Here is a 20,234-nt window from a genome sequence, read left to right as displayed (position 1 = left end):
CCCTTTTTACATTAATACCTGTGGATCGACATCGATACTGATTAATAATTCTTTATCACGTACGCTGTCTTGCAATTGTTCTGCCACATGCTCTGCAAGCTTGGCAACGTCCATATCTCCACGCCATTTTATCATACATTGGAATCGGTATCTATTTTTTAAGCGTGGGATTGGCGAAGCGACAGGACCTAATACATCCAGAGCTTCATTTGAAAATCGTTCCAGACTACCTAACCAATCCAATTTAGAGGCTTGATCTTTAATCATCTGTGTATAATTTTCAGCAATTCGTACTAACAAAGCCAACTTCTCATGAGAAAAGGTAATCAGTGCTAGACGGCAATAAGGTGGATACCCTAATATCTGACGATGCTTTAATTCTTCACGTACAAATGAATGATAATCGTGATGACTGGCATGTATTACCGAATAATGCTCTGGATTATACGTCTGCACAATCACTTCGCCCGGTAAATGATGACGACCGGCTCGACCAGCTACCTGTGTAAGTAGTTGGAACGTTTTCTCCGCTGCCCGAAAATCAGGTAAATGTAACGCCGAATCGGCAGCAATAACACCAACCAGTGTCACATCTGGAAAATCCAATCCTTTCGCTACCATTTGGGTACCTAACAGTAAATCCGCTTTTTTATCTCGGAATTGATTTAATAATTTCTCATGTGACCCTTTTTGCGTGGTTGTATCAACATCCATCCGTACAACACGAATACCGGGAAATAACTTCGCCAATTCTTCTTCGACACGCTGTGTTCCTGTGCCAAAATAACGAATATGCTCGCTACCACATTCCGGGCATATTTGCGGAGCCGGTTCAGCATGACCACAATAGTGACAACGTAGACTGTTCGAGCGCTGATGATAGGTGAGTGAGATATCGCAGTTCGGACATTCAGCTACATATCCACAAGTACGACACATAACAAAAGTAGAATGACCACGTCGATTAAGCAAAAGAACCGTTTGTTGCTTTTTCTCTAACCGATCTTCTATCGCTTGGTGAAGCGGTCGGCTAAACATCGAGCGGTTGCCTTCTTTCAACTCTTCACGCATATCAATAATCTCTACAGCTGGAAGCTCACTTCCAAGTGCACGTCCATGAATTTCCAATAAGGTTGGCATAAATTCATCATTTGCTTGGGATCTAGCTGCATAATAACTTTCCAATGAAGGGGTAGCTGATCCCAAAATAACCACTGCATTATGCTGATGAGCACGATGAATAGCTACATCACGAGCATGGTACTTCGGACTTTCTTCTTGCTTATACGAAGTCTCATGCTCTTCATCCATAATAATTAAGCCCAGATTAGAAAAAGGAGCAAAAATCGCTGATCGTGCCCCAATAGCAACTTGCGATTTGCCTTCACGGATTTTGCGCCACTCATCATAACGTTCCCCACTGGATAAACGGCTATGCATCACTGCTACACGATCGCCAAACCGACCTTTGAATCGCTCAACCATCTGCGGAGTCAGTGCAATCTCAGGTACCAACATAATCGCTTGTCGATCTTGTTCAATCACACGCTGAATACATTGCAGATACACTTCTGTTTTACCACTGCCTGTAATCCCGTGAATTAAATATTCCCCTTTTTCCCGCTTGTTAATCCGATTGATGATCGAGTTATATACCTGTTGCTGTTCATCGGTTAATGTAAATGGAGTAGTAGGTGTAAAGTTACGATCTTGATAAGGATCACGATACACTTCCATATCCATAATAGCGATATATCCTTTGTCGGCTAAAGCTTTCACTGTACTGGCTGTTACGCCAAGCACCGTCATAATTTCTTTCAACGGTACATCGCCGCCTGTATCTGCGATATACGTTAGTACTTCTTGCTGACGTTTGGCTTTGGCAGGAAATTCTTCAATAATCGTACGAATCTCATCTTCTGGCAAATGTAAAGAAACCGTTCGAACAGTTTTCTTTTGCACTTTATCACGTATGCTACGGCTTTCTAATAATATGCCTCGTTGTAACAACGATTTGATAATATGCGCTTGTTCACCAAAACGTCGACTTAACAATTCCATTCGCACTTCTTGTTGCTTTTGAATATGAGAGATAATCTGTTCTTCTTCATCGGTTAATAAAGATGCTGTAGCATCAAAAAGAGAATCTTCGCCTACCCAAGATTCACGTTCAGCCACTCGAATATACCGTTCTGCTTTACCTTTCAAAGCCGCAGGTAACATCGATTGAAGCGCAGTAATCCGATGACAAGCATATTTGGCGCTCATCCATTCAGACAATTCTACTAATTCTTCTGAAAGTGGAGGCACAAGATCAAGTAATTCCTGCAATGCTTTGAGCTTTGCAGCAGGTGTCTCTGATGTTCCACTTAATCCAATAACGAATCCTTGTAATGTACGTGGGCCAAAAGGAACACCGACACGACTCCCTACTTCTAACCATCCTTGCATCGATTCCGGCACAATATAATCAAATGGACGATCTGTGCCCCGGCTAGGTACATCAACAATCACCTGAGCAATAAGCGTCATGAGGTAGACACTCCATTCAGCCGTTTAGCTACTACACTCAACAATTGGATCGCTACGTCATCTTTACTCATCAAAGGCAAATCCACTACTAATCCATCAGCATCATAAATCTGAACTACATTGGTATCTGTACCAAAACCTGCTCCAACTGTGGTGACATCATTAGCGACTAATAGATCACAGTTTTTGCGTTTTAATTTGCCCATAGCATGTTCAGCCACATCATTCGTTTCTGCGGCAAATCCAATCAGAAATTGTCCCTGTTTGCGTTGACCCAGACTTTCCAAAATATCGACTGTTTTTTCGAGTTCTAATGTAAGCCCCTCGTCTTTTTTCTTCATTTTGGTATCGTATACAGTGCGTGGACGATAATCTGCAACAGCTGCTGTTTGAACCATAATATCGGTGCTGTTCCATTCTCCTAATACAGCCTCATACATATCTTGAGCAGACTGCACACGTACAGTCTCGATCCCTTCAGGTAAAGGTACTTGAACCGTCCCTGCGATCAGTCGTACCGATGCACCCATATCACGAGCCGATTTAGCAATTGCAATCCCCATTTTGCCGGAAGAATCATTCGTAATAAAGCGAACAGGATCAATCCGTTCCACGGTTGCACCTGCGGTGACTGTTACTTTTTTGCCTGCTAATGCTTGACTTAACTGATTACGATGAGCCTGAGCTTGAAAAAAGTCTTGTACTACTCTAATAATCGTCTCCGGTTCTTCCAAACGTCCTTTGCCAACATAACCACAAGCAAGCATTCCACTTCCAGGCTCGATCATTAGCACACCTCTACTAACCAGTGTATTCATATTCTGCACCACGGCTGGATGCTGGTACATGTGTACATTCATTGCTGGAGCTACCATGATTGGAGCCATCGTTGCAAGCAAAGTTGAAGAAAGCATATCATCTGCTAGCCCATGAGCCATTTTAGCTATTGTATTTGCTGTGGCTGGAGCAATTAATACCAGATCAGCTAGATCGGCTAGATTAATATGCGTGACTACTTCTGGATCACGTTCGTCAAATGTATCTATATGAACCGGGTTACGAGAGAGCGTCTGTAGGGTAAGTTCGGTAATAAATTTGGAAGCTGAACGTGTCATAATAACATGTACATCTGCTCCTTGTTTTACCAATCCGCTACATAACGCTGCCGCTTTGTAAGCAGCGATTCCGCCAGTAATCCCTAGCACAATCTTTTTACCTTGCAGCATCTCTATCTCCCCGCTTTCGTTTAGTTTGAGCAATTATTCATCCCTTTATTATACCGCTTTTTGTAGTAAAAAGGGAATAACAGTGATCATTTCGAGAACTTTTCAAAAAAAATAACAACCTTTCGGTTGTTAGCAAGTGGCGCCGGGGACCGTATTTAATTATACATTATATAGCGGACCCCTTTACCTAGACCCTTACTTCTTACTCGTCGTCATACTCTGTTTCTGTTCTGCGTTCAATGCGAAGAATATCGTTATAGATTTCTTCTAATGCAATACCTACATATTTGCTCGCATGAGCATCTTTCAATTCACTAGTGCTACCTTCGCGCAATTGTCTTGCACGACGGGAAGCTGCAACAACAAGAGAGTACTTACTGTCGACTTTAGTCATCATTTCATCAATAGAAGGATATAACATTAGATACACACACCTCTTCGTGTTCTGCGAAATAAACTTCCGCAGGACTTATTTTGTAATCTTACAATGTTCTGCGACAATAATACTCTGGATTCGCATACATGCTAGATCAATTTCATCATTGACTACAGAGTAATCATAATGCTTCATCAATTCCAACTCGTCAGCAGCTACCGTCATCCGATTCATAATCGTATCTACGGTTTCAGTTCCACGCCCATGCAGACGTTGTTCCAATTCTTCAAACGAAGGTGGAGTCAAAAAAATAAATACGCCTTCTGGAAACTTCTCCATGACTTTCAAAGCACCTTGTACTTCGATTTCAAGGAAAATATCGTTACCCGCATTCAGCGTATCTTCTACAAAATCACGTGGAGTACCATAGAAGTTACCTACATACTCCGCATGTTCCAGCAATCGATCATTTTGGATCATTGACTGGAATTGTTCATGACTTTTGAAAAAGTAATTCACTCCGTCTACTTCACCTGCACGAGGCTGACGAGTGGTTGCAGATACAGAATAGATCAACTCAGGCATGCGCGTCCGAAGAGCACTGCATACCGTCCCTTTACCGACGCCAGACGGGCCGGATAACACAAATAATAATCCTTTAGACATGGTACACTCCATTTTAGGCTGTTGCGTCGTCCGGTCTGTACTGGATTGATCAACAGCCTCTTTTTGTTTATTCGTCGTGATCATCATCTTTGGTAGATAGACGATGTGCTACGGTTTCCGGTTGCACTGCGGAAAGAATCACATGATCGCTATCTGTAATGATAACAGCACGAGTACGACGACCATATGTGGCATCAATGAGCATATGACGATCGCGTGCTTCCTGAATAATTCTTTTGATTGGTGCAGACTCAGGGCTTACTATAGAAATAATCCGATTAGCGGATACAATATTTCCGAAGCCAATATTGATAAGTTTGATGGCCATCTTCAGGTTTTTCCCCCTATACATTTGACTCATTTACGCCGAAATGAGGTCGCTGACTTGCATTCATTCCAAATTTGCAGCTTGTTCACGGATTTTTTCCAGTTCCGCTTTCATCTCAACCACATGATTAGTCAGAGCCAGATGATTTGCTTTGGAACCAATTGTATTCACTTCTCTATTCATTTCTTGAATCAAAAAATCAAGTCTACGCCCTATCGCATCATTACTTTCGAGCAATAACCTGCACTGCTGAAAATGACTATTCAAACGTGTCAATTCTTCATCAATATTTGAACGATCTGCAAATACGGCGATCTCCATGCTAATTCTGGAATCATCCCAATGATAACTTCCATCCTGAAGTTCAGATAATCGCTGTACCAGACGTACACGATGTTCTTCTACTACAGTAGGTGCTAATTCACACATCTTCCGATAATGCTGCTCTAGTAAATTCAGACGCTCCCGCAAATCGTTAGCTAAATGAATCCCTTCTCGTGCACGCATTTCCAGTAAATTCTGAAGTGCTTCTTGTAGCCCCTGACCAAGAATCTGTTGCCACTGTGCTTGTCCTTCTTCATCTGCCAATTCCGAAGGTTGCTCAGTCGTCATTACTCCCGGTAATGCAAGCAATTGGTTAATATCCAACGTTCCATTCATACCATAACGCTCTGTTAGCTCTTGACCTGATTGTAAATAAGACTGGACATTCGCATGGTTGAGCTTCAGAGACGGAACTTGCCCTGTATCTTGCTCTTTGTTCATAAATACATCTATCCGTCCACGCTTGATCGCATCTTGAATCAGTCGTTTGAGACTGTCCTCCATTTGACCCCATTCGCGTGGTATACGCATCACGATTTCGCAATAACGATGGTTGACGGATTTGACTTCAATCTGGACTTTGTAGCCGCCAAATTGCACGGCGGACTGACCGTATCCGGTCATACTGAATGACATCGGCATCACATCCGTTATCCTATTGTAATTGATTATCTAGTGTGAAACAAGGGGTTTGGACGGCGCTTTGCTTTTGTCCATATATATTCAGTTAGCTGTACGCTCATATCATAAAACATAAACGGAGTCATAATATATATTCCATTAAAATGTTCCATAGCGACATCCAGCAGTTCTTTAGCGATCACTACGCCTGTAGCTCTGCCTTCTTCACCTTCGAGTCCAGCCATTCGTCCACGTACTTCATCCGATAATTGGATACCCGGAACTTCATTATGAAGATATTCTGCATTACGCCCGCTCGCAAGTGGCATAATGCCGATAAAAATAGGAATATCCAAATGTTTGGTCGCTTCGCGAATATCAGCAATCAACTGCACATCGTAGACAGGCTGAGTCATAATATAATCAGCACCGGCAGCAATTTTCTTTTCCAGACGAACGACTGCTTTGTCGAGATGTTTTACGTTCGGGTTAAAGGCTGCCCCTACAACGAACTTGGCACGTTGTTTGAGTGGTTTACCTGAGAAAGCAATGCCTTCATTCAATTGCTTGATCATTTTGATCATATCAAATGAAGTCATATCGTAGACCGAACTTGCTCCTGGCAGATCACCAAACTTAGACGGATCACCGGTTACCGCTAGAACATGATCAATACCCAATGCATCGAATCCCATCATATGCGATTGACTACCGATCATATTGCGATCACGACAAGCAATATGGATCAAAGGGCGAATACCTGCTTCACGTTGCACAATATGTCCAAGTGCCATATTACTCATTCGAGTAACAGCTAGCGAATTGTCTGCTAGAGTTAATGCATCCACTCCTGCTTCTTTAAGCGCAGCTGCTCCTTTGAGAAAGCGAGTGATATCCAGATCACGAGGTGGATCCAGTTCAACGATAACAGTTGGACGTTCGCGCACTAGATCAACCAGTGTTGGCGGTACATCTTCTCCATTGCGATCACTTTCATCCATAATTGCATTTTCTATGGTTACACTGATCTGTGGAGTAGGTTTTTGTACATTTGAAAAGTCTAATGTCTCCGGTGTATATCCTTCTAGTGCTCTTGCGATTGCAGCGATATGTTCAGGTGTAGTTCCACAACATCCACCGATCACTCTGGCACCTAACTCGGCAAATCGAACACTCCGTTGACCAAAATAAGCCGGACTTGCTCCATAACGATATTCACCATCAACATAATCAGCGACACCTGCATCTGGATAAACAGATAACGGTAACGATACTTTTCCTTGAATCGCTTCAAGTGCATGTAGTGTTCCATTAGGACCCACACGGCAATTAAGACCAACCATATCGGCTCCTGCATCCGTCAACAAAGCAAACGCATCTGGCAAAGCAAATCCATCTAACGTTCGAATCGCATCTTCCACTGTTAATTGACACATGACAGGAATATCAGTAAGTTTGCGTACCTGCCGTAAAGCAATCGCAAGTTCTTCCACTTCAAAAAACGTTTCTAACAAAATTCCATCTACACCTTCATCTAATAACGAAGATACTTGTTGTCTAAAATATTGGCGTAATTCAGACCTCGGAATATTGGTACGTTTACCATTGCGAATCGCTCCGACTGAACCAACGACATAAGCTTGATCCCCAGCTGCTGCCCGGGCAATACGTACCCCTGCGCGATTAATTTCATCGACTTTATCTTCAAGCCCATATTTAGATAATCGGTCATAATTAGCAGAAAATGTATTGGTCTCAATCATTTGAGCACCTGCATTAACATATTGACGATGTACATCTTCTATAATATGTGGACGAATCAAATTAAGTTCTTCATAAGAGATCCCTACTGGAAATCCTAATTGATATAAATAGGTTCCCATCGCTCCATCACCTATAATCACGCTATCTGTCCATTTGGAACGCAAATCTGGCTTCATTGTATAGTCCACCCCACTGGATTCATTTACGTTCTAATGTAGCACAAAAACAAGAGCTATAAGACGTTCAAACGGTGATATAGCTAAATTATATAACCAGACTGTTTATAAGCTATTATTCGGTTGTTTCTCCTGTATAGACCGTAGCCGCAGAACCAGTCATATAGACTTTGTTACTGGACCCATCCCACTCGATATATAAGTCTCCACCTTTAAGAGATACATATCCACTACGATCTGAATATCCATTAAGCACCGAAGAAACCAATGTTGCACAAGCACCTGTTCCACAAGCCAGTGTTGGCCCTGCTCCACGTTCCCATACACGCATATCCATACGATCACGACTTTGCACAGTTGTAAATTCTACATTGACTTTGCGTGGAAATAACGGATGATTTTCAAGCAGTGGCCCCCATTTATTCAGATCAATATTGACTGCATCATCGACATAAATAACACAGTGAGGATTACCCATTGATACTGCTGTAAAATGGAAAATCTGTCCTTCCACTTCAATCTCTTGATTCATCACAGGATTACCTTCTACTGCTACTGGAATTAAAGTGCTATCCAGAATGGGTGCTCCCATATCGACACGAACGGTATGAGCAACGCCATCTTCGGCTTGTACGGTTACCGACTGAACACCTGCACCCATCGTTTCTATTGTAATTTCAGTATGCGGCGTTAGACCACGATCATATACATATTTGGCAACACAACGAATTGCATTTCCACATTGTTCTGCTTCTGATCCATCTGAATTAATAATACGCATCATAAAGTCTGCATTGGCGGACGGCAAAATATAGACTAAACCATCTGCACCGATACCAAAGTAACGATTGCAATGCTTAATCGCCAATTCTGCTACATTTGCTGGCAATGATGGCTCTCCATAAACAACGATAAAATCGTTGCCCAGACCATTCATTTTGGTAAATTCCATCTCAATCCTCTCCTCCGAAAAACACATTCTATTGGGTAAGCATACATGATGGCACTATAAATTGCTATGGGTTTGTGGCATGATAGAAGATGATTATGATAGTAAGAATAGGAGAATATTAGATATGGCATTAGATGGCATTGTTACCCGTGCGATTGTTCATGAGCTTCAGTCTCTACAAGGCGCACGTATTAATAAAATTCACCAACCGACAGGTAATGATATTGTTTTTCAGATTCGTGTACAACGTGGGAATCGCAAATTAATTCTAAGTGTGAACCCTACTTATCCACGTGTTCAATTTACCGAACAATCATTTATGAATCCACAAGAAGCACCGATGTTCTGTATGTTACTCCGCAAACATTGTGAAGGCGCAATTATAGAATCCATTGAGCAAGTAGGTATGGAACGTGTCATTCATTTCAATGTGCGTCAACGTGATGAATTAGGCGATGTTTCATTCAAACGGTTAATTATCGAAATTATGGGTCGTCATAGTAATATGATTGTAATCGATCCGGCAACCAATACGATATTAGACGGAATTCATCATATTACACCCGCTATTAGTAGCTACCGTGTGATTATGCCTGGATTCAGCTATGTAGAACCGCCAGATCAGCACAAATTGAATCCGTTAGAAACAAGCGAACAACAGTTTATGGAACTGCATCGTGAAAATATTGATCCGCCTGCTCGTTTTATTTTGAATACGTTTAGCGGTCTAAGCCCTTTGATCGCTGAAGAAATTGTACATCGTGCTCAGCAAGCTGATGTGAGTGCTAATGGAGCAAATGAAAATCCGTATCCAGATGTACAGTATATCTGGCAAGCTTTTTCTACTTTAATGGAGCAAGTATCCAAAGGAGAATTCGCTCCTGTTAGTGGTCTGAATGCTCAAGGTAAAATCGTATTTTCAGCAGTGCCGTTGACTCTGATTCAAGAGGAAGAAAAGCATTACGATTCGATCAGTCAATGTATCGAAGCTTATTATGGTGACAAAGCAGAACGTGATACCGTAAAACAGAAAACAAGTGATCTATTACGTTTTCTTCAAAATGAGCGCAGCAAAAATATTAAAAAGTTAGACAATCTACAAAAAGATATTCAAGAAGCTGAAGGTGCTGAAAAATTCCGTATCCAGGGTGAATTGTTATTCGCTTCACTACATGAACTAAAACGTGGCGATAAACAGATCGAATTGATTAACTTTTATGATGAAGAACAGCGTCCAATTACGATCACTCTTGATCCGCAATTGACACCCTCTGATAATGCACAGCGTTATTTCAAACGGTATAACAAATACAAAAACAGTCTAGCGGTTATCGATCAACAATTAATCAAAACACATGCTGAAATTCAGTATTTGGATTCGTTGCTACAACAATTAGGCAGTGCTTCTTTGCAAGATATTGACGAGATTCGTGAAGAATTGGCGGAACAAGGGTATGTACGTAATCGTAATAAACGTGCCAAAAAGAAACGTAAAGACAATCGTCCGACTCTTCATGTCTATACGTCTAGCGAAGGTATCGAAATGTATGTAGGTAAAAACAATTTACAAAATGATTATATTACCAACAAATTAGCTCACTCCAATGACACATGGTTGCATACCAAAGATATTCCTGGTTCTCATGTGGTTATCCGTAGTCAACAATTTGGTGAAGCTACATTAGCAGAAGCTGCACAGCTTGCCGCTTATTTTAGCCAGGCTAAAGAATCCAGTAGTGTGCCTGTCGATTACACATTGATTCGTCATGTGCGTAAGCCCAGCGGAGCGAAGCCTGGATTTGTCATCTATGAGCAACAGACTACTTTGTTTATCACTCCGGAAGAAGATGTCGTTAAAAGTTTGGAAAGTTCGATCAAATCTTAATCCGTATGTTTTAATGATATTTTAGAACTATCCAATATTGCTTTTGCGATGATGATTTACAAATAAAGAACGGCTTGAATCACCTTTGTTACAGGTGATCTTCAAGCCGTTCTTTTTCTTATCATTTTTCTTATGATGCAGAAATATTCCATTTGATTACGTTGTGATTATTCTGCTGTAATGCCTGTCTCGATCGCTGTCTGTAATTGACGCAATTGAACTAATGTAGACATCGGTACATTTTTACCGCCTAATGGGCCATGAAATACTTTGCCTTGGCGCTCCCCATGATAATCAGATCCACCTGTGACAATCAGATCACGACGTTGTGCGATTTCCAAATAGCGTTGTTCATCTTCAGGTGAATGATCGGAATGATATACTTCTAAGCCTGCTATCGAACTGTGATCCAGAATACGCTCCACTAATGTATCATCACCATAAATACCCGGATGAGCCATTACAGGAACTCCATTGGCTTCACGAATCCATACTGCCGCATCAGCAGCAGTAATACGTGGTGGTGAAACATAAGCGGCTGCACCTTCTGCTAAGTACTTGTTAAACGCATCTTTCATATCGGTTGCATATCCTTTGGCAACTAATACATCAGCCATGTGCGGACGACCAATACTTTCGTCAGGCATTAATTCTCTGCCTAACTGTTCAATCACTTCTTCCATTGTAATCTCCACGCCAAGATCACGTAAGTTTTGCAAAATCTGTACATTACGATGATCACGAACTTCACGCAATTGTTGCAGACGTTCTAATAATATAGGATCTTCTGTATTCAGATAATATCCTAGAATATGAATATCTTTGTTATCTTCTCTTGTACTAATTTCCACACCGGCAATCACTTCAATATCATATGGCTTGCCTGCTTCTATAGCTTCATCTACGCCTGCAACAGTATCATGATCTGTGACAGCGATCGCACCTAGTCCTGCTTCTACAGCCAATTTCACGTTTTGCGATGGGGTATTCATCCCATCAGATGCCTGACTATGTGTATGCAAATCTGCATAACGTTCTTCTGAAGACATATCCATATCTTATTCACTCCTCTTCTATTCCTTTATATATTGATTACACTTTCTTATTCAGACCCACTCATACTCTTGCACAAATTGTAAAAAAGTCACTGCTGGAATGGTTAGCAATGTCGATTTGAGATGAATCGAGTAAAATTGCCGCTGAAAGGAGACCCCTTCAATCGTTAGTACTTTCAGTAACCCTAATGCTACTTCATGCTTTACGGATGATGGGGATAAAATTGTAATACCTAATCCTGCTTCTACAGCAGATTTAACAGCGCCTGTACTTCCAAGTTCCATGACAGTCTGAATTTGAGAGAGATCGACATGATGTCTAATCAATTCTTCTTCCATTACCTGTCGTGTACCTGATCCTTTTTCCCGTAATACAAAAGGATACGTTAGCATATCGGATAACTGTACTATCTCCTGCGTGGCTAAAGGATGATTACCTGGCACAATAAGCTTTAGTTCATCTTGCATCACAGGCTTAATCGTCATATCAGGATGTTCAACAGGAGCTTCGATTAGACCAAAATCCAATTGATTACGACTGATCTCATCTAAAATCTGAGTCGTATTCATCACTTTAAGCATCACTTTCATATGTGGATATCGTTGACCTAGTGGACCTAATAGACGTGGTAATACATATTCGCCAATCGTATTGCTTGCCCCCAATACCAATCGCCCTGCTAATGTATCTGTAAAGCGTGACATGACCGCATCTGTTTCTCGCATCAAATGGATACCTTGAGAAGCAAATGGCATCAAAGCATGTCCTGCTTCAGACAATTCAATTTTTTTGGTTGTACGGTGAAACAATTTCGTGCCAAAATGATCTTCCAACGACTGAACTTGCATCGTTACCGCAGGCTGAGTCATATGAAGCGCTTGGGCTGCTGCTGAAAAACTTCCTCGTTCAGCAACTGTATAAAAAATATGCAATTGATGAAAATTAAATGCCACTACCGTTTCCCCTCCTTGCTATGTATATAGTGTACCATTTTCAAATAAGCATACAAAAAAGAAGCTTGCTTGAATAGCAGCTTCTTCTCAAAGTATACCGACTCTATTTATAGTGGATTGGATATTCATTGCATGATTGCGCAAATGACTATAATGGGTTCATAACATCCATTAAGGTAGGTTTATCATGAATGAAGTTTATCATCCTTATTTACGTTTACGACTGTTTTTGATCAATGTCATACGGCGAGAGTGTCTTAACCAAGAATAGTAAGATTTAAGATCGCGCAGTTCAATCGTTTCGGACATTTTACCCAAAAATGTAACGATAATCATTTTGTGCAGTGGATTACCTGTAAGATCGTATTCACCCGGCAGATCAGCAAATTCAGCGACAACAACAAGGTCTTCATCGATCAAATATACATCTTCTTCTTTGCGGTAATAAGATATAATCCGATTTTGTTTAAGTGTTTCCCACATGAAGGAAGCGATCTCTTCTGGCTTGGTTTGAGCTTTGGCAATACGGTCATTATAACGACTGATCGCATGATTCGTGATCACAATATCAGCTACCTTTTTCTCGCCCAATTCTACGTGAAAAGGTTCGTACGTGCTCCAGCGTTCCATTACTTTATCTCTCATTAACTATTCACTCCCCATTCTGTATGGGTCTTTCCGTCTAAGTATTTATACCTATTAAGATATATATATCGTTCGCCCTACACAAGACGAAAAAGCTACCATTTTTAACGTTTTTTACTAAATATTTGACATTTTTAAAGTCATTTCATGTTATTAATTTATTTGTCTTTGTTATCTTACAGTTCTGTAGTCCCACTAAATATTATATCGACAGCTAGTCACGTTTCTTTAACCCATAAATGATAATTCTTCAAAATTATCGTAAATAATACTTATTAAATACCTTTAACCACTCATAAATGAAACCGTTTGCTGCAAATTAAATATAAAAAAGCGACCGTTTAAGGTCGCTTTTTGTTTATTGCTAAAGGTAATCATTCCCAAAGGGATTAATTAAATACCGTAAAATTGAGTCTGATCCGGTACTGCTTTGGTGTATTCGGTCTTAATTTCGTTACGATAAGAACGTTCAACTTTACGTACATAAGAAAGACGACGGATATTTTTGAGTGTTTCTTCGGCTTTTTCAGTGTACAGATACATAACCACATAATGCATGCGACGTGAAATATAATGAACACAGCCATATTTTTCAAGATTGCGCGCTGCTTTGACATCGTTGACCCAGATAATATAACCGATACGTTCAGGTAGAGCTAACCCTTGTTCCTCTTGTTCTAGAACTTGTTCTTGCTGGACTTGAACTTGTTCTTGTTGCTCATTCTCAACTGCATCCACATGATCCTCCACTACCACATCCGCCTCCTTTCGGTAAAGGGTTGTTGCTTGGAACTTTAATACTTTCAGAAACGGAATGTGCAATCAGTTCTGACATTTCGTATAACATTTGATCCAAATTATTTTCAGCGTCTTTGAAGCGCCATACCGCTTCAATTTGTTCCATTTCCCGTTGAACCGCTTCCACCTGTTCTTTGGCTTCATGGAAGTTTGGATGGAAATGACCGAACCGCTGTGTTTCTTCAAATAATTCTTTTTTACTGTTGAGCTTGTGCATCAAGCTTATAACGTCCGGGTGAGCCAGCATACGCTCTTCCCAATATAGGTAATTCGCGACTTCGATAGAATTGTTGATCATATCGCCTAGTTCATAGGCGTTTGTCAAGACTTCGGCCATATCGACCGTCCTAATCTCGGTTACGCTCATGAAATTCATCTCGTTTCTGTATATAAAGTGGACAACTATCTTCTTAGTTGTCTCTATTATCATAGCATAAGCCTAGAACAGATTAGAAGTGCTTTTCCAAAAATGGTATTTCATCCTGCTGTTCCAGATAATTTTCAGCCATAGAGACTAAGATTTGGGCTGCATTCAGCATCGCTGCTTCATCAATATCGAATCTAGGATGATGATGAGGATAAGTAATCCCTTTATCTTCATTACCAGCACCTACAAAAATAAAACAGCCCGGCACTTGTTGAACATAGTAAGAGAAATCTTCAGCAGGCATCATCGGTGGTGTCACCTGGACTTGTTCTTCTCCAAATATGGCTTTAGCTACTTGGAAAAAGCGTTCTGTCTCTCCGGCATGATTCACAAGCGGTGGATATCCCATCATATAATCAATTTCTACTGTTGCTCCATTCATAGCGCAAGTATGCTGAGTCACTTCTTCGAACCGATTGCGAATAACAGCACGGGTTTCTTCATCAAACGTCCGTACTGTCCCTGTAATCCGGCACGTTTCGGCAATAATATTTTTGGCTGTTCCACTGTTGATCGTTCCGATCGTTAACACAGCAGGTTGAAGAGGATTCACATTGCGACTTACAATCGATTGTAACTGTACTACCAATTGCGCGCCTGTTAATACACTATCCACCGTCACATGAGGAATACCGCCATGACCACCTTTACCTGTAATATCGATCACAAAGTCATCTACAGATGCCATGATCGGCCCTGCTGCACTTGCTAACGTGTGTACTGGCAAAGGCGACCATAAATGAACACCGTAGATGACATCGACTCCTTCAAGCGCACCTGCCGCAATCATTTTTAACGCTCCACCCGGACAGACTTCTTCTCCCGGTTGGAAAATAAGACGAATTTCGCCTTTCAAAGTATCTCTATTTTCACTGAAATAACGAGCTACTGCTAATAATCCTGCGGTATGACCATCATGTCCACAAGCATGCATGACACCTTCAACTTGTGAAGCATACTCACATTCTTTTTCATCTTGAATCGGTAATGCATCAATATCAGCACGTAGCGCTACTGTTTTGCCGGGCAGACTTCCTTTAATTGTACCTATCACTCCGGTATCGCCAACACCGGACTGTGTGTCAATACCAAAGGCTATTAATTGGTCTGCTATAAATTTCATTGTATTGTGTTCTTGATAAGATAACTCAGGGTGACGATGAAGATGCCTGCGCCATTCTACCATATCTGGAAATAAAGCTTCCCAATTATAATTCCCCATCTGCTCTTCATCCTTTCAATGTGATTCTCGTTATTTCATTATACACATATTGGTAAGTTTCAATACCTGTGTGTTGGTTAAATAATAGTTTATATGACCAATTTCTGTTTAACCGTAACATATTTGCTTGATAAGTGCGTCAATACAGCTTTTCAAAGCTTGCGCCTACCTACAAAACGTACTATCATGAAAAGTGAACTTAACCATAATTTTATATGATAATACAACATATATACGTTTTTTATTACAAAAGGAGGATTTGTGCATGAAAATTAGCAGTTTGTTAACTGCCTCTATGAATGATGACCTGTACATATCCGTTCTATCCTTGGAGACTCGTTATGAATAAAATCAGACATACTTCGCAACGAACACTAAACAACCAGACTACAGCCAATCGCTATCGGAATACAAATACCCAATCAAGTTCCAATGTGCGTAATATACAGCAACCTGCGCAGACAATCACCAAAAAAGGGGCTCCTGATTTTCAATTGTTAATCATGACCGTCATTTTGGTCTGTTTCGGTATTATTATGGTCTTTAGTGCAAGTTCAAGCATCGCATGGACGAACAAAAACTATAACTTCGACTCCTTGTATTTTACGAAAAAACATATTTTATACGCCGTTATTGGTTTGGTCGGTATGTTTTTTGCTATGAAAGCTCACTATAGTAAATATAAAAAATGGTTTGCGCCCTTTTTTCTGATTACTTTAGCGCTATTGGTTATCGTTCTTATGGTAGGTAAAGAGTTGAACGGTGCTCGAAGCTGGTTGAATATTTTTGGATTTTCACTTCAGCCTTCTGAATTTGCCAAATTAGCTGTTATTTTGTATTTAGCGGCTCTGATCTCCAAAAAAGGAGATAAACTTAGAGATTTACGCAGTGGTTATATTCCAGTCATGGTTGTAGTAGGCTTAATTGCTGGCTTAATCTTTTTACAAAATGACTTGGGTTCTTGTATGATTTTGGTTGCAACAGCAGGTTTAATTATTTTTGCTGGTGGCGCTAGTGTCAAACATATTATGGCTTCTGTTCTTTTACTGGTTCTGGGAGCATCACTTGTACTTGGTATAGGTGCCCTCTTTAATCATGATGATAACAGCAGTAATGAAAGTAGCTACAAAGCAGGACGGATTGAAGCGTTTCTTGATCCCATGGCTGATGAAAAAGGAAGTTCTTACAACCTTGTTCAATCGCTAACTGCTATTGGAGTGGGTGGATTTACAGGCTCAGGCTTTGGTCAAAGTATTCAGAAGCTTCACTATCTTCCTAACCCTTACAATGACTTTATTTTTGCCGTCATTGGTGAAGAATTCGGATTTATAGGCACCAGCTTATTCTTATTGTTATACGGGTACTTTATCTGGCGAGGCTTGTTTATCGCTTTGCGATGTCCCGATATCTTTGGAACACTCGTTGGAGTCGGTATTATGAGTCTGATCGCTATTCAAGCGTTTATTAATATCGGTGGTGTTACGAATACGATTCCTATTACAGGGGTTACATTACCATTTATCAGTTATGGAGGTACATCATTAATTATGATGATGACCAGTATGGGGATCATGTTAAGTATTTCTCGTGAAACCAATCGGGTAGCTAGTGAAAAAGCACAAACAACAAATTCACGCATAAGTAGTCGTTCTTCAGTCTCTATGCGCATGAAATAATAAGATAATTGCATACAAAGTAAAAAAAACGACGGAGATCATATCCGTCGTTTTTTTATATGGTTAGACTTGAGATTTCTACAAAATATCGTCTTTAAAAGCGACGCCCTCTACTTTTACATTCACTTCAACCACTTTAAGTCCGGTTAAATTTTCTACAGCTTCACGTACATTTTGTTGAAGCATGCGGCATACTTCATGAATCGGAGTTTCGTAGAGAACAATAATACGCAGATCAATCGCTGCTTCCAATTGTCCGACTTCTACAGTCACACCTCTTTGTACATTTTTACCACTTAGACGTTTGGCAAATCCATCGGATAATCCTCCAGACATAGCAGCAATACCTGGCGTTTCTAACGCGGCCATGCCCGCTACTTTTGCTACGACGTCATCGGCAATTTTGATACTACCCATTTCCAATTGTAATGATTCGGTCATGTCCCATCCTCCTCTAAAGCTTAAAACGTCATCTGTCTAAATAACTTCATATCGAGCTGATGTTTTCTTCTCTATTGTATCAGCATTCGAGCAAAATCTAAACTTTATCCGATACAATCGGTTTAAATACCCTACTGTTTTGGTTATAATGTTAAAGAATTTACATAAAATATATAGAAAAAGGGGTGCACAATGAAGAAACATTTATCTACTATTTTATTAGCCATCTTTTTTGTGTTTAGTGCTATTGCTCATTATGCACATTTGAATCCTATTCTACAATTTGTAGTATCGGCTATTGCAGTTATCTTAGTCGCAGGATTTCTAGGACGTGCTACGGAAAGTGTAGCTCATTATGCAGGACAACGTTTGGGTGGATTTCTGAATGCTACATTTGGTAATGCCGCTGAGCTTATTATCGCTATTATGTTGTTGCGTGAAGGATTATACGATATGGTCAAAGCCAGCTTAACTGGTTCGATTATCGGTAACCTATTGCTGGTATTGGGTCTTAGTATTTTTGCAGGTGGAGTCAAACATAAAGTACAGAACTTTAATGTGGCATTAGCTAATATGAATGGTTCATTGATGATCGTAGCTGTGATTGCATTATTTGTTCCTGCTTTATTTTTAAATACTCATTCTATTACGCCTCAAGAAGTCGATACACTTAGCTTAATTGTCGCAGGATTGTTGATTGCTGCTTATATTGCATGGTTGATCTTCTCGATGGTGACACACAAAAAGTATCTGGAAGATGTCAAAGATCCCAAAGCACCTGAAGATCATGAGCAACCAAAATGGTCTAAAAACAAATCAATCTTGTTTTTAGTGGTGGCTACAGTGATGACTGCATTTGTCAGTGAATGGCTTGTCGGTACACTTGAGACATTTACGACAGACTTTGGATTCAGTGAACTATTTGTCGGTGCATTCGTTGTTGCCATTATTGGTAATGCGGCTGAACATAGTGCAGCTATTATGTTAGCGATGAAAAACAAAATTGGTGCATCGGTTGAAATTGCAGTAGGTAGTAGTCTACAAATTGCTCTGTTTGTTGCTCCTGTACTGATTTTTGTTAGCTTTTTCCTAGGCAATACGATGGATATTGTATTTACGACACTTGAACTGGTCGCTATTATGGTGTCTGTATTTATCGCCAAATCCATTATTCAAGATGGTTCGACCAACTGGTATGAAGGATTACTATTATTAGTCACTTATATTATTCTGGGTGTATCGTTCTATCTCGTCTAAATAATATTCCAAACCAAAAAACGCCTGTACCCTCAGATGAAGGTACGGGCGTTTCTATGTAACGAAAGTCTGCTACTCAGCAGACTGTTGTTTATTATTCATAGCTTCGTACAATACAGATAAATTACGTTCCAAGTTGCTGATTAACTGTTTGCCTACAGGCTCAGAAACAAATCCGGCACGAATCGCAAAATCTACTTCTTTGGAAAAGCCGTATACTTGAGTATCCAGAACTTCCTCGTACAGAGGACAGTAACGAGTATCCAAATTCTCCATCTGTATTTCAATTAATTTTTCAATTTTATTTGCATCTTCTTGTAGAAGATTCAATGCTTTTATATTCAACTGTTCTTGTAAATCAGATGAAGTCATGCTCTTCCCCCCCATGTTCGAGAATCGTCAGTCACTACTACTCTTAATATTAGACGAAATTGGAGGCTAATACAAGAACCCCTAACGAAATTAAAGGAATTTACCTTAGATTTTAACAATTGATTCGTAAATCTATTTAAGATCGATTCCAACAAAAAATGCTGACAATCCACAAGGGATCATCAGCACTCTTAATCATTGACCTTCTGCAAGTTTTACAGCAAGTCCATGTTTTTCAAAAGCAGCAACGACTGCTTTTTTAGCTTCTTCTTCGTCTGGTCCATGTACATGAAGCTCATAATCTTGGTTTTTTACAAGTGTTGTAAATAGTCCCAAAATACTTTTAACATCGATAAATTTAGATTCATGTTGTAAAACAATAGAAGAAGTGAACTGACCTGCTGTCTGTGCGATTTCAACTACTGCGGCATTATTCGTATTACTTGTTGCCATTTGAGAACCCTCCTACTCCGACTAAAATTTTTCAACAATTCAGGTTTTCCATTTACATCATAATTGAATACGCTTTCTTATGCA

20 protein-coding genes are annotated in these 20,234 nt (G+C 40.2%); 3 read left to right on the top strand and 17 right to left on the bottom strand.

Going from position 1 to position 20,234, the window contains the following annotated elements; all coding sequences use genetic code 11:
• Positions 1-6: 6 nt before the first annotated feature.
• From priA to dapF, 8 genes are all read right to left on the bottom strand, one after another.
• Positions 7-2,532, bottom strand: coding sequence for a primosomal protein N' (gene priA, locus PTI45_RS18395; RefSeq protein ID WP_069329037.1), 2,526 nt, complete (start codon positions 2,530-2,532; stop codon positions 7-9).
• Positions 2,529-3,758 (bottom strand): bifunctional phosphopantothenoylcysteine decarboxylase/phosphopantothenate--cysteine ligase CoaBC, encoded by a 1,230-nt coding sequence (coaBC, locus tag PTI45_RS18390; protein ID WP_069329036.1) that lies wholly within the window; start codon positions 3,756-3,758, stop codon positions 2,529-2,531. Before coaBC ends, priA begins: the two co-directional genes overlap by 4 nt.
• A gap of 202 nt (positions 3,759-3,960) precedes the next feature.
• Positions 3,961-4,179, bottom strand: coding sequence for a DNA-directed RNA polymerase subunit omega (rpoZ, locus tag PTI45_RS18385; RefSeq protein WP_069329035.1), 219 nt, complete (start codon positions 4,177-4,179; stop codon positions 3,961-3,963).
• A 48-nt stretch (positions 4,180-4,227) separates the two neighbouring features.
• Positions 4,228-4,800 carry a guanylate kinase gene (gene gmk / locus PTI45_RS18380; RefSeq protein ID WP_069329034.1) on the bottom strand — a complete coding sequence of 191 codons (573 nt, stop codon included), beginning with the start codon at positions 4,798-4,800 and terminating at the stop codon, positions 4,228-4,230.
• A 67-nt stretch (positions 4,801-4,867) separates the two neighbouring features.
• A complete protein-coding gene (gene remA, locus PTI45_RS18375) occupies positions 4,868-5,128 on the bottom strand; it encodes an extracellular matrix/biofilm regulator RemA (protein ID WP_020615370.1) in 261 nt (86 codons plus the stop codon).
• Between the two features lie 63 nt (positions 5,129-5,191).
• Entirely contained in the window at positions 5,192-6,088 is an 897-nt protein-coding gene (locus PTI45_RS18370; RefSeq protein WP_069329123.1) for a YicC/YloC family endoribonuclease, read from the bottom strand.
• 32 nt (positions 6,089-6,120) lie between these two features.
• Positions 6,121-8,013, bottom strand: a complete 1,893-nt coding sequence (locus PTI45_RS18365) for a bifunctional homocysteine S-methyltransferase/methylenetetrahydrofolate reductase (protein ID WP_069329033.1) — start codon at positions 8,011-8,013, stop codon at positions 6,121-6,123.
• 115 nt (positions 8,014-8,128) lie between these two features.
• Positions 8,129-8,965 (bottom strand): diaminopimelate epimerase, encoded by an 837-nt coding sequence (dapF, locus tag PTI45_RS18360; RefSeq protein WP_069329032.1) that lies wholly within the window; start codon positions 8,963-8,965, stop codon positions 8,129-8,131.
• A gap of 124 nt (positions 8,966-9,089) precedes the next feature.
• On the opposite strand from dapF, the gene PTI45_RS18355 reads away from it, so the two are divergent.
• Positions 9,090-10,850, top strand: coding sequence for an Rqc2 family fibronectin-binding protein (locus PTI45_RS18355; protein WP_069329031.1), 1,761 nt, complete (start codon positions 9,090-9,092; stop codon positions 10,848-10,850).
• A 167-nt stretch (positions 10,851-11,017) separates the two neighbouring features.
• Here PTI45_RS18355 and PTI45_RS18350 read toward each other — a convergent pair whose 3' ends face one another.
• The 6 genes from PTI45_RS18350 to PTI45_RS18325 form a co-directional block, all read right to left on the bottom strand.
• Positions 11,018-11,905, bottom strand: coding sequence for a PHP domain-containing protein (locus PTI45_RS18350; protein ID WP_139129280.1), 888 nt, complete (start codon positions 11,903-11,905; stop codon positions 11,018-11,020).
• 51 nt (positions 11,906-11,956) lie between these two features.
• Entirely contained in the window at positions 11,957-12,859 is a 903-nt protein-coding gene (locus tag PTI45_RS18345) for a selenium metabolism-associated LysR family transcriptional regulator (protein WP_069329030.1), read from the bottom strand.
• A 207-nt stretch (positions 12,860-13,066) separates the two neighbouring features.
• Positions 13,067-13,504: a hypothetical protein gene (locus PTI45_RS18340; protein ID WP_069329029.1), complete on the bottom strand. Its 438-nt coding sequence runs from the start codon at positions 13,502-13,504 to the stop codon at positions 13,067-13,069.
• 393 nt (positions 13,505-13,897) lie between these two features.
• Positions 13,898-14,146 carry a YlbG family protein gene (locus PTI45_RS18335; RefSeq protein WP_069329121.1) on the bottom strand — a complete coding sequence of 83 codons (249 nt, stop codon included), beginning with the start codon at positions 14,144-14,146 and terminating at the stop codon, positions 13,898-13,900.
• 82 nt (positions 14,147-14,228) lie between these two features.
• Entirely contained in the window at positions 14,229-14,669 is a 441-nt protein-coding gene (locus tag PTI45_RS18330) for a YlbF/YmcA family competence regulator (protein ID WP_069329028.1), read from the bottom strand.
• Between the two features lie 82 nt (positions 14,670-14,751).
• Positions 14,752-15,951, bottom strand: a complete 1,200-nt coding sequence (locus tag PTI45_RS18325; RefSeq protein ID WP_069329027.1) for a M20 metallopeptidase family protein — start codon at positions 15,949-15,951, stop codon at positions 14,752-14,754.
• A 503-nt stretch (positions 15,952-16,454) separates the two neighbouring features.
• Here PTI45_RS18325 and ftsW point away from each other — a divergent pair.
• Positions 16,455-17,627 carry a putative lipid II flippase FtsW gene (ftsW, locus tag PTI45_RS18320; protein ID WP_069329120.1) on the top strand — a complete coding sequence of 391 codons (1,173 nt, stop codon included), beginning with the start codon at positions 16,455-16,457 and terminating at the stop codon, positions 17,625-17,627.
• A 78-nt stretch (positions 17,628-17,705) separates the two neighbouring features.
• Here the strand turns inward: ftsW and PTI45_RS18315 are convergent, their stop codons facing one another.
• Positions 17,706-18,068, bottom strand: coding sequence for an Asp23/Gls24 family envelope stress response protein (locus tag PTI45_RS18315; protein WP_069329026.1), 363 nt, complete (start codon positions 18,066-18,068; stop codon positions 17,706-17,708).
• Positions 18,069-18,260: 192 nt separating this feature from the next.
• Here PTI45_RS18315 and cax point away from each other — a divergent pair, with 192 nt between their 5' ends.
• Complete coding sequence (cax, locus tag PTI45_RS18310; RefSeq protein WP_069329025.1) at positions 18,261-19,325, top strand: calcium/proton exchanger; 1,065 nt, start codon at positions 18,261-18,263, stop codon at positions 19,323-19,325.
• Between the two features lie 72 nt (positions 19,326-19,397).
• On the opposite strand, the gene PTI45_RS18305 is transcribed toward cax, so the two are convergent.
• The gene (locus tag PTI45_RS18305) at positions 19,398-19,697 is read right to left on the bottom strand and encodes an Fpa/YlaN family protein (RefSeq protein ID WP_069329024.1); all 300 of its coding nucleotides are present in this window, start codon (positions 19,695-19,697) and stop codon (positions 19,398-19,400) included.
• Positions 19,698-19,892: 195 nt separating this feature from the next.
• Positions 19,893-20,150: an HPr family phosphocarrier protein gene (locus tag PTI45_RS18300; protein WP_069329023.1), complete on the bottom strand. Its 258-nt coding sequence runs from the start codon at positions 20,148-20,150 to the stop codon at positions 19,893-19,895.
• Positions 20,151-20,234 lie beyond the last annotated feature (84 nt).

This window comes from Paenibacillus nuruki (genome assembly GCF_001721045.1).
Classification (GTDB): domain Bacteria; phylum Bacillota; class Bacilli; order Paenibacillales; family Paenibacillaceae; genus Saccharibacillus; species Saccharibacillus nuruki.
This window is presented reverse-complemented; position numbering and strand designations above follow the sequence as displayed.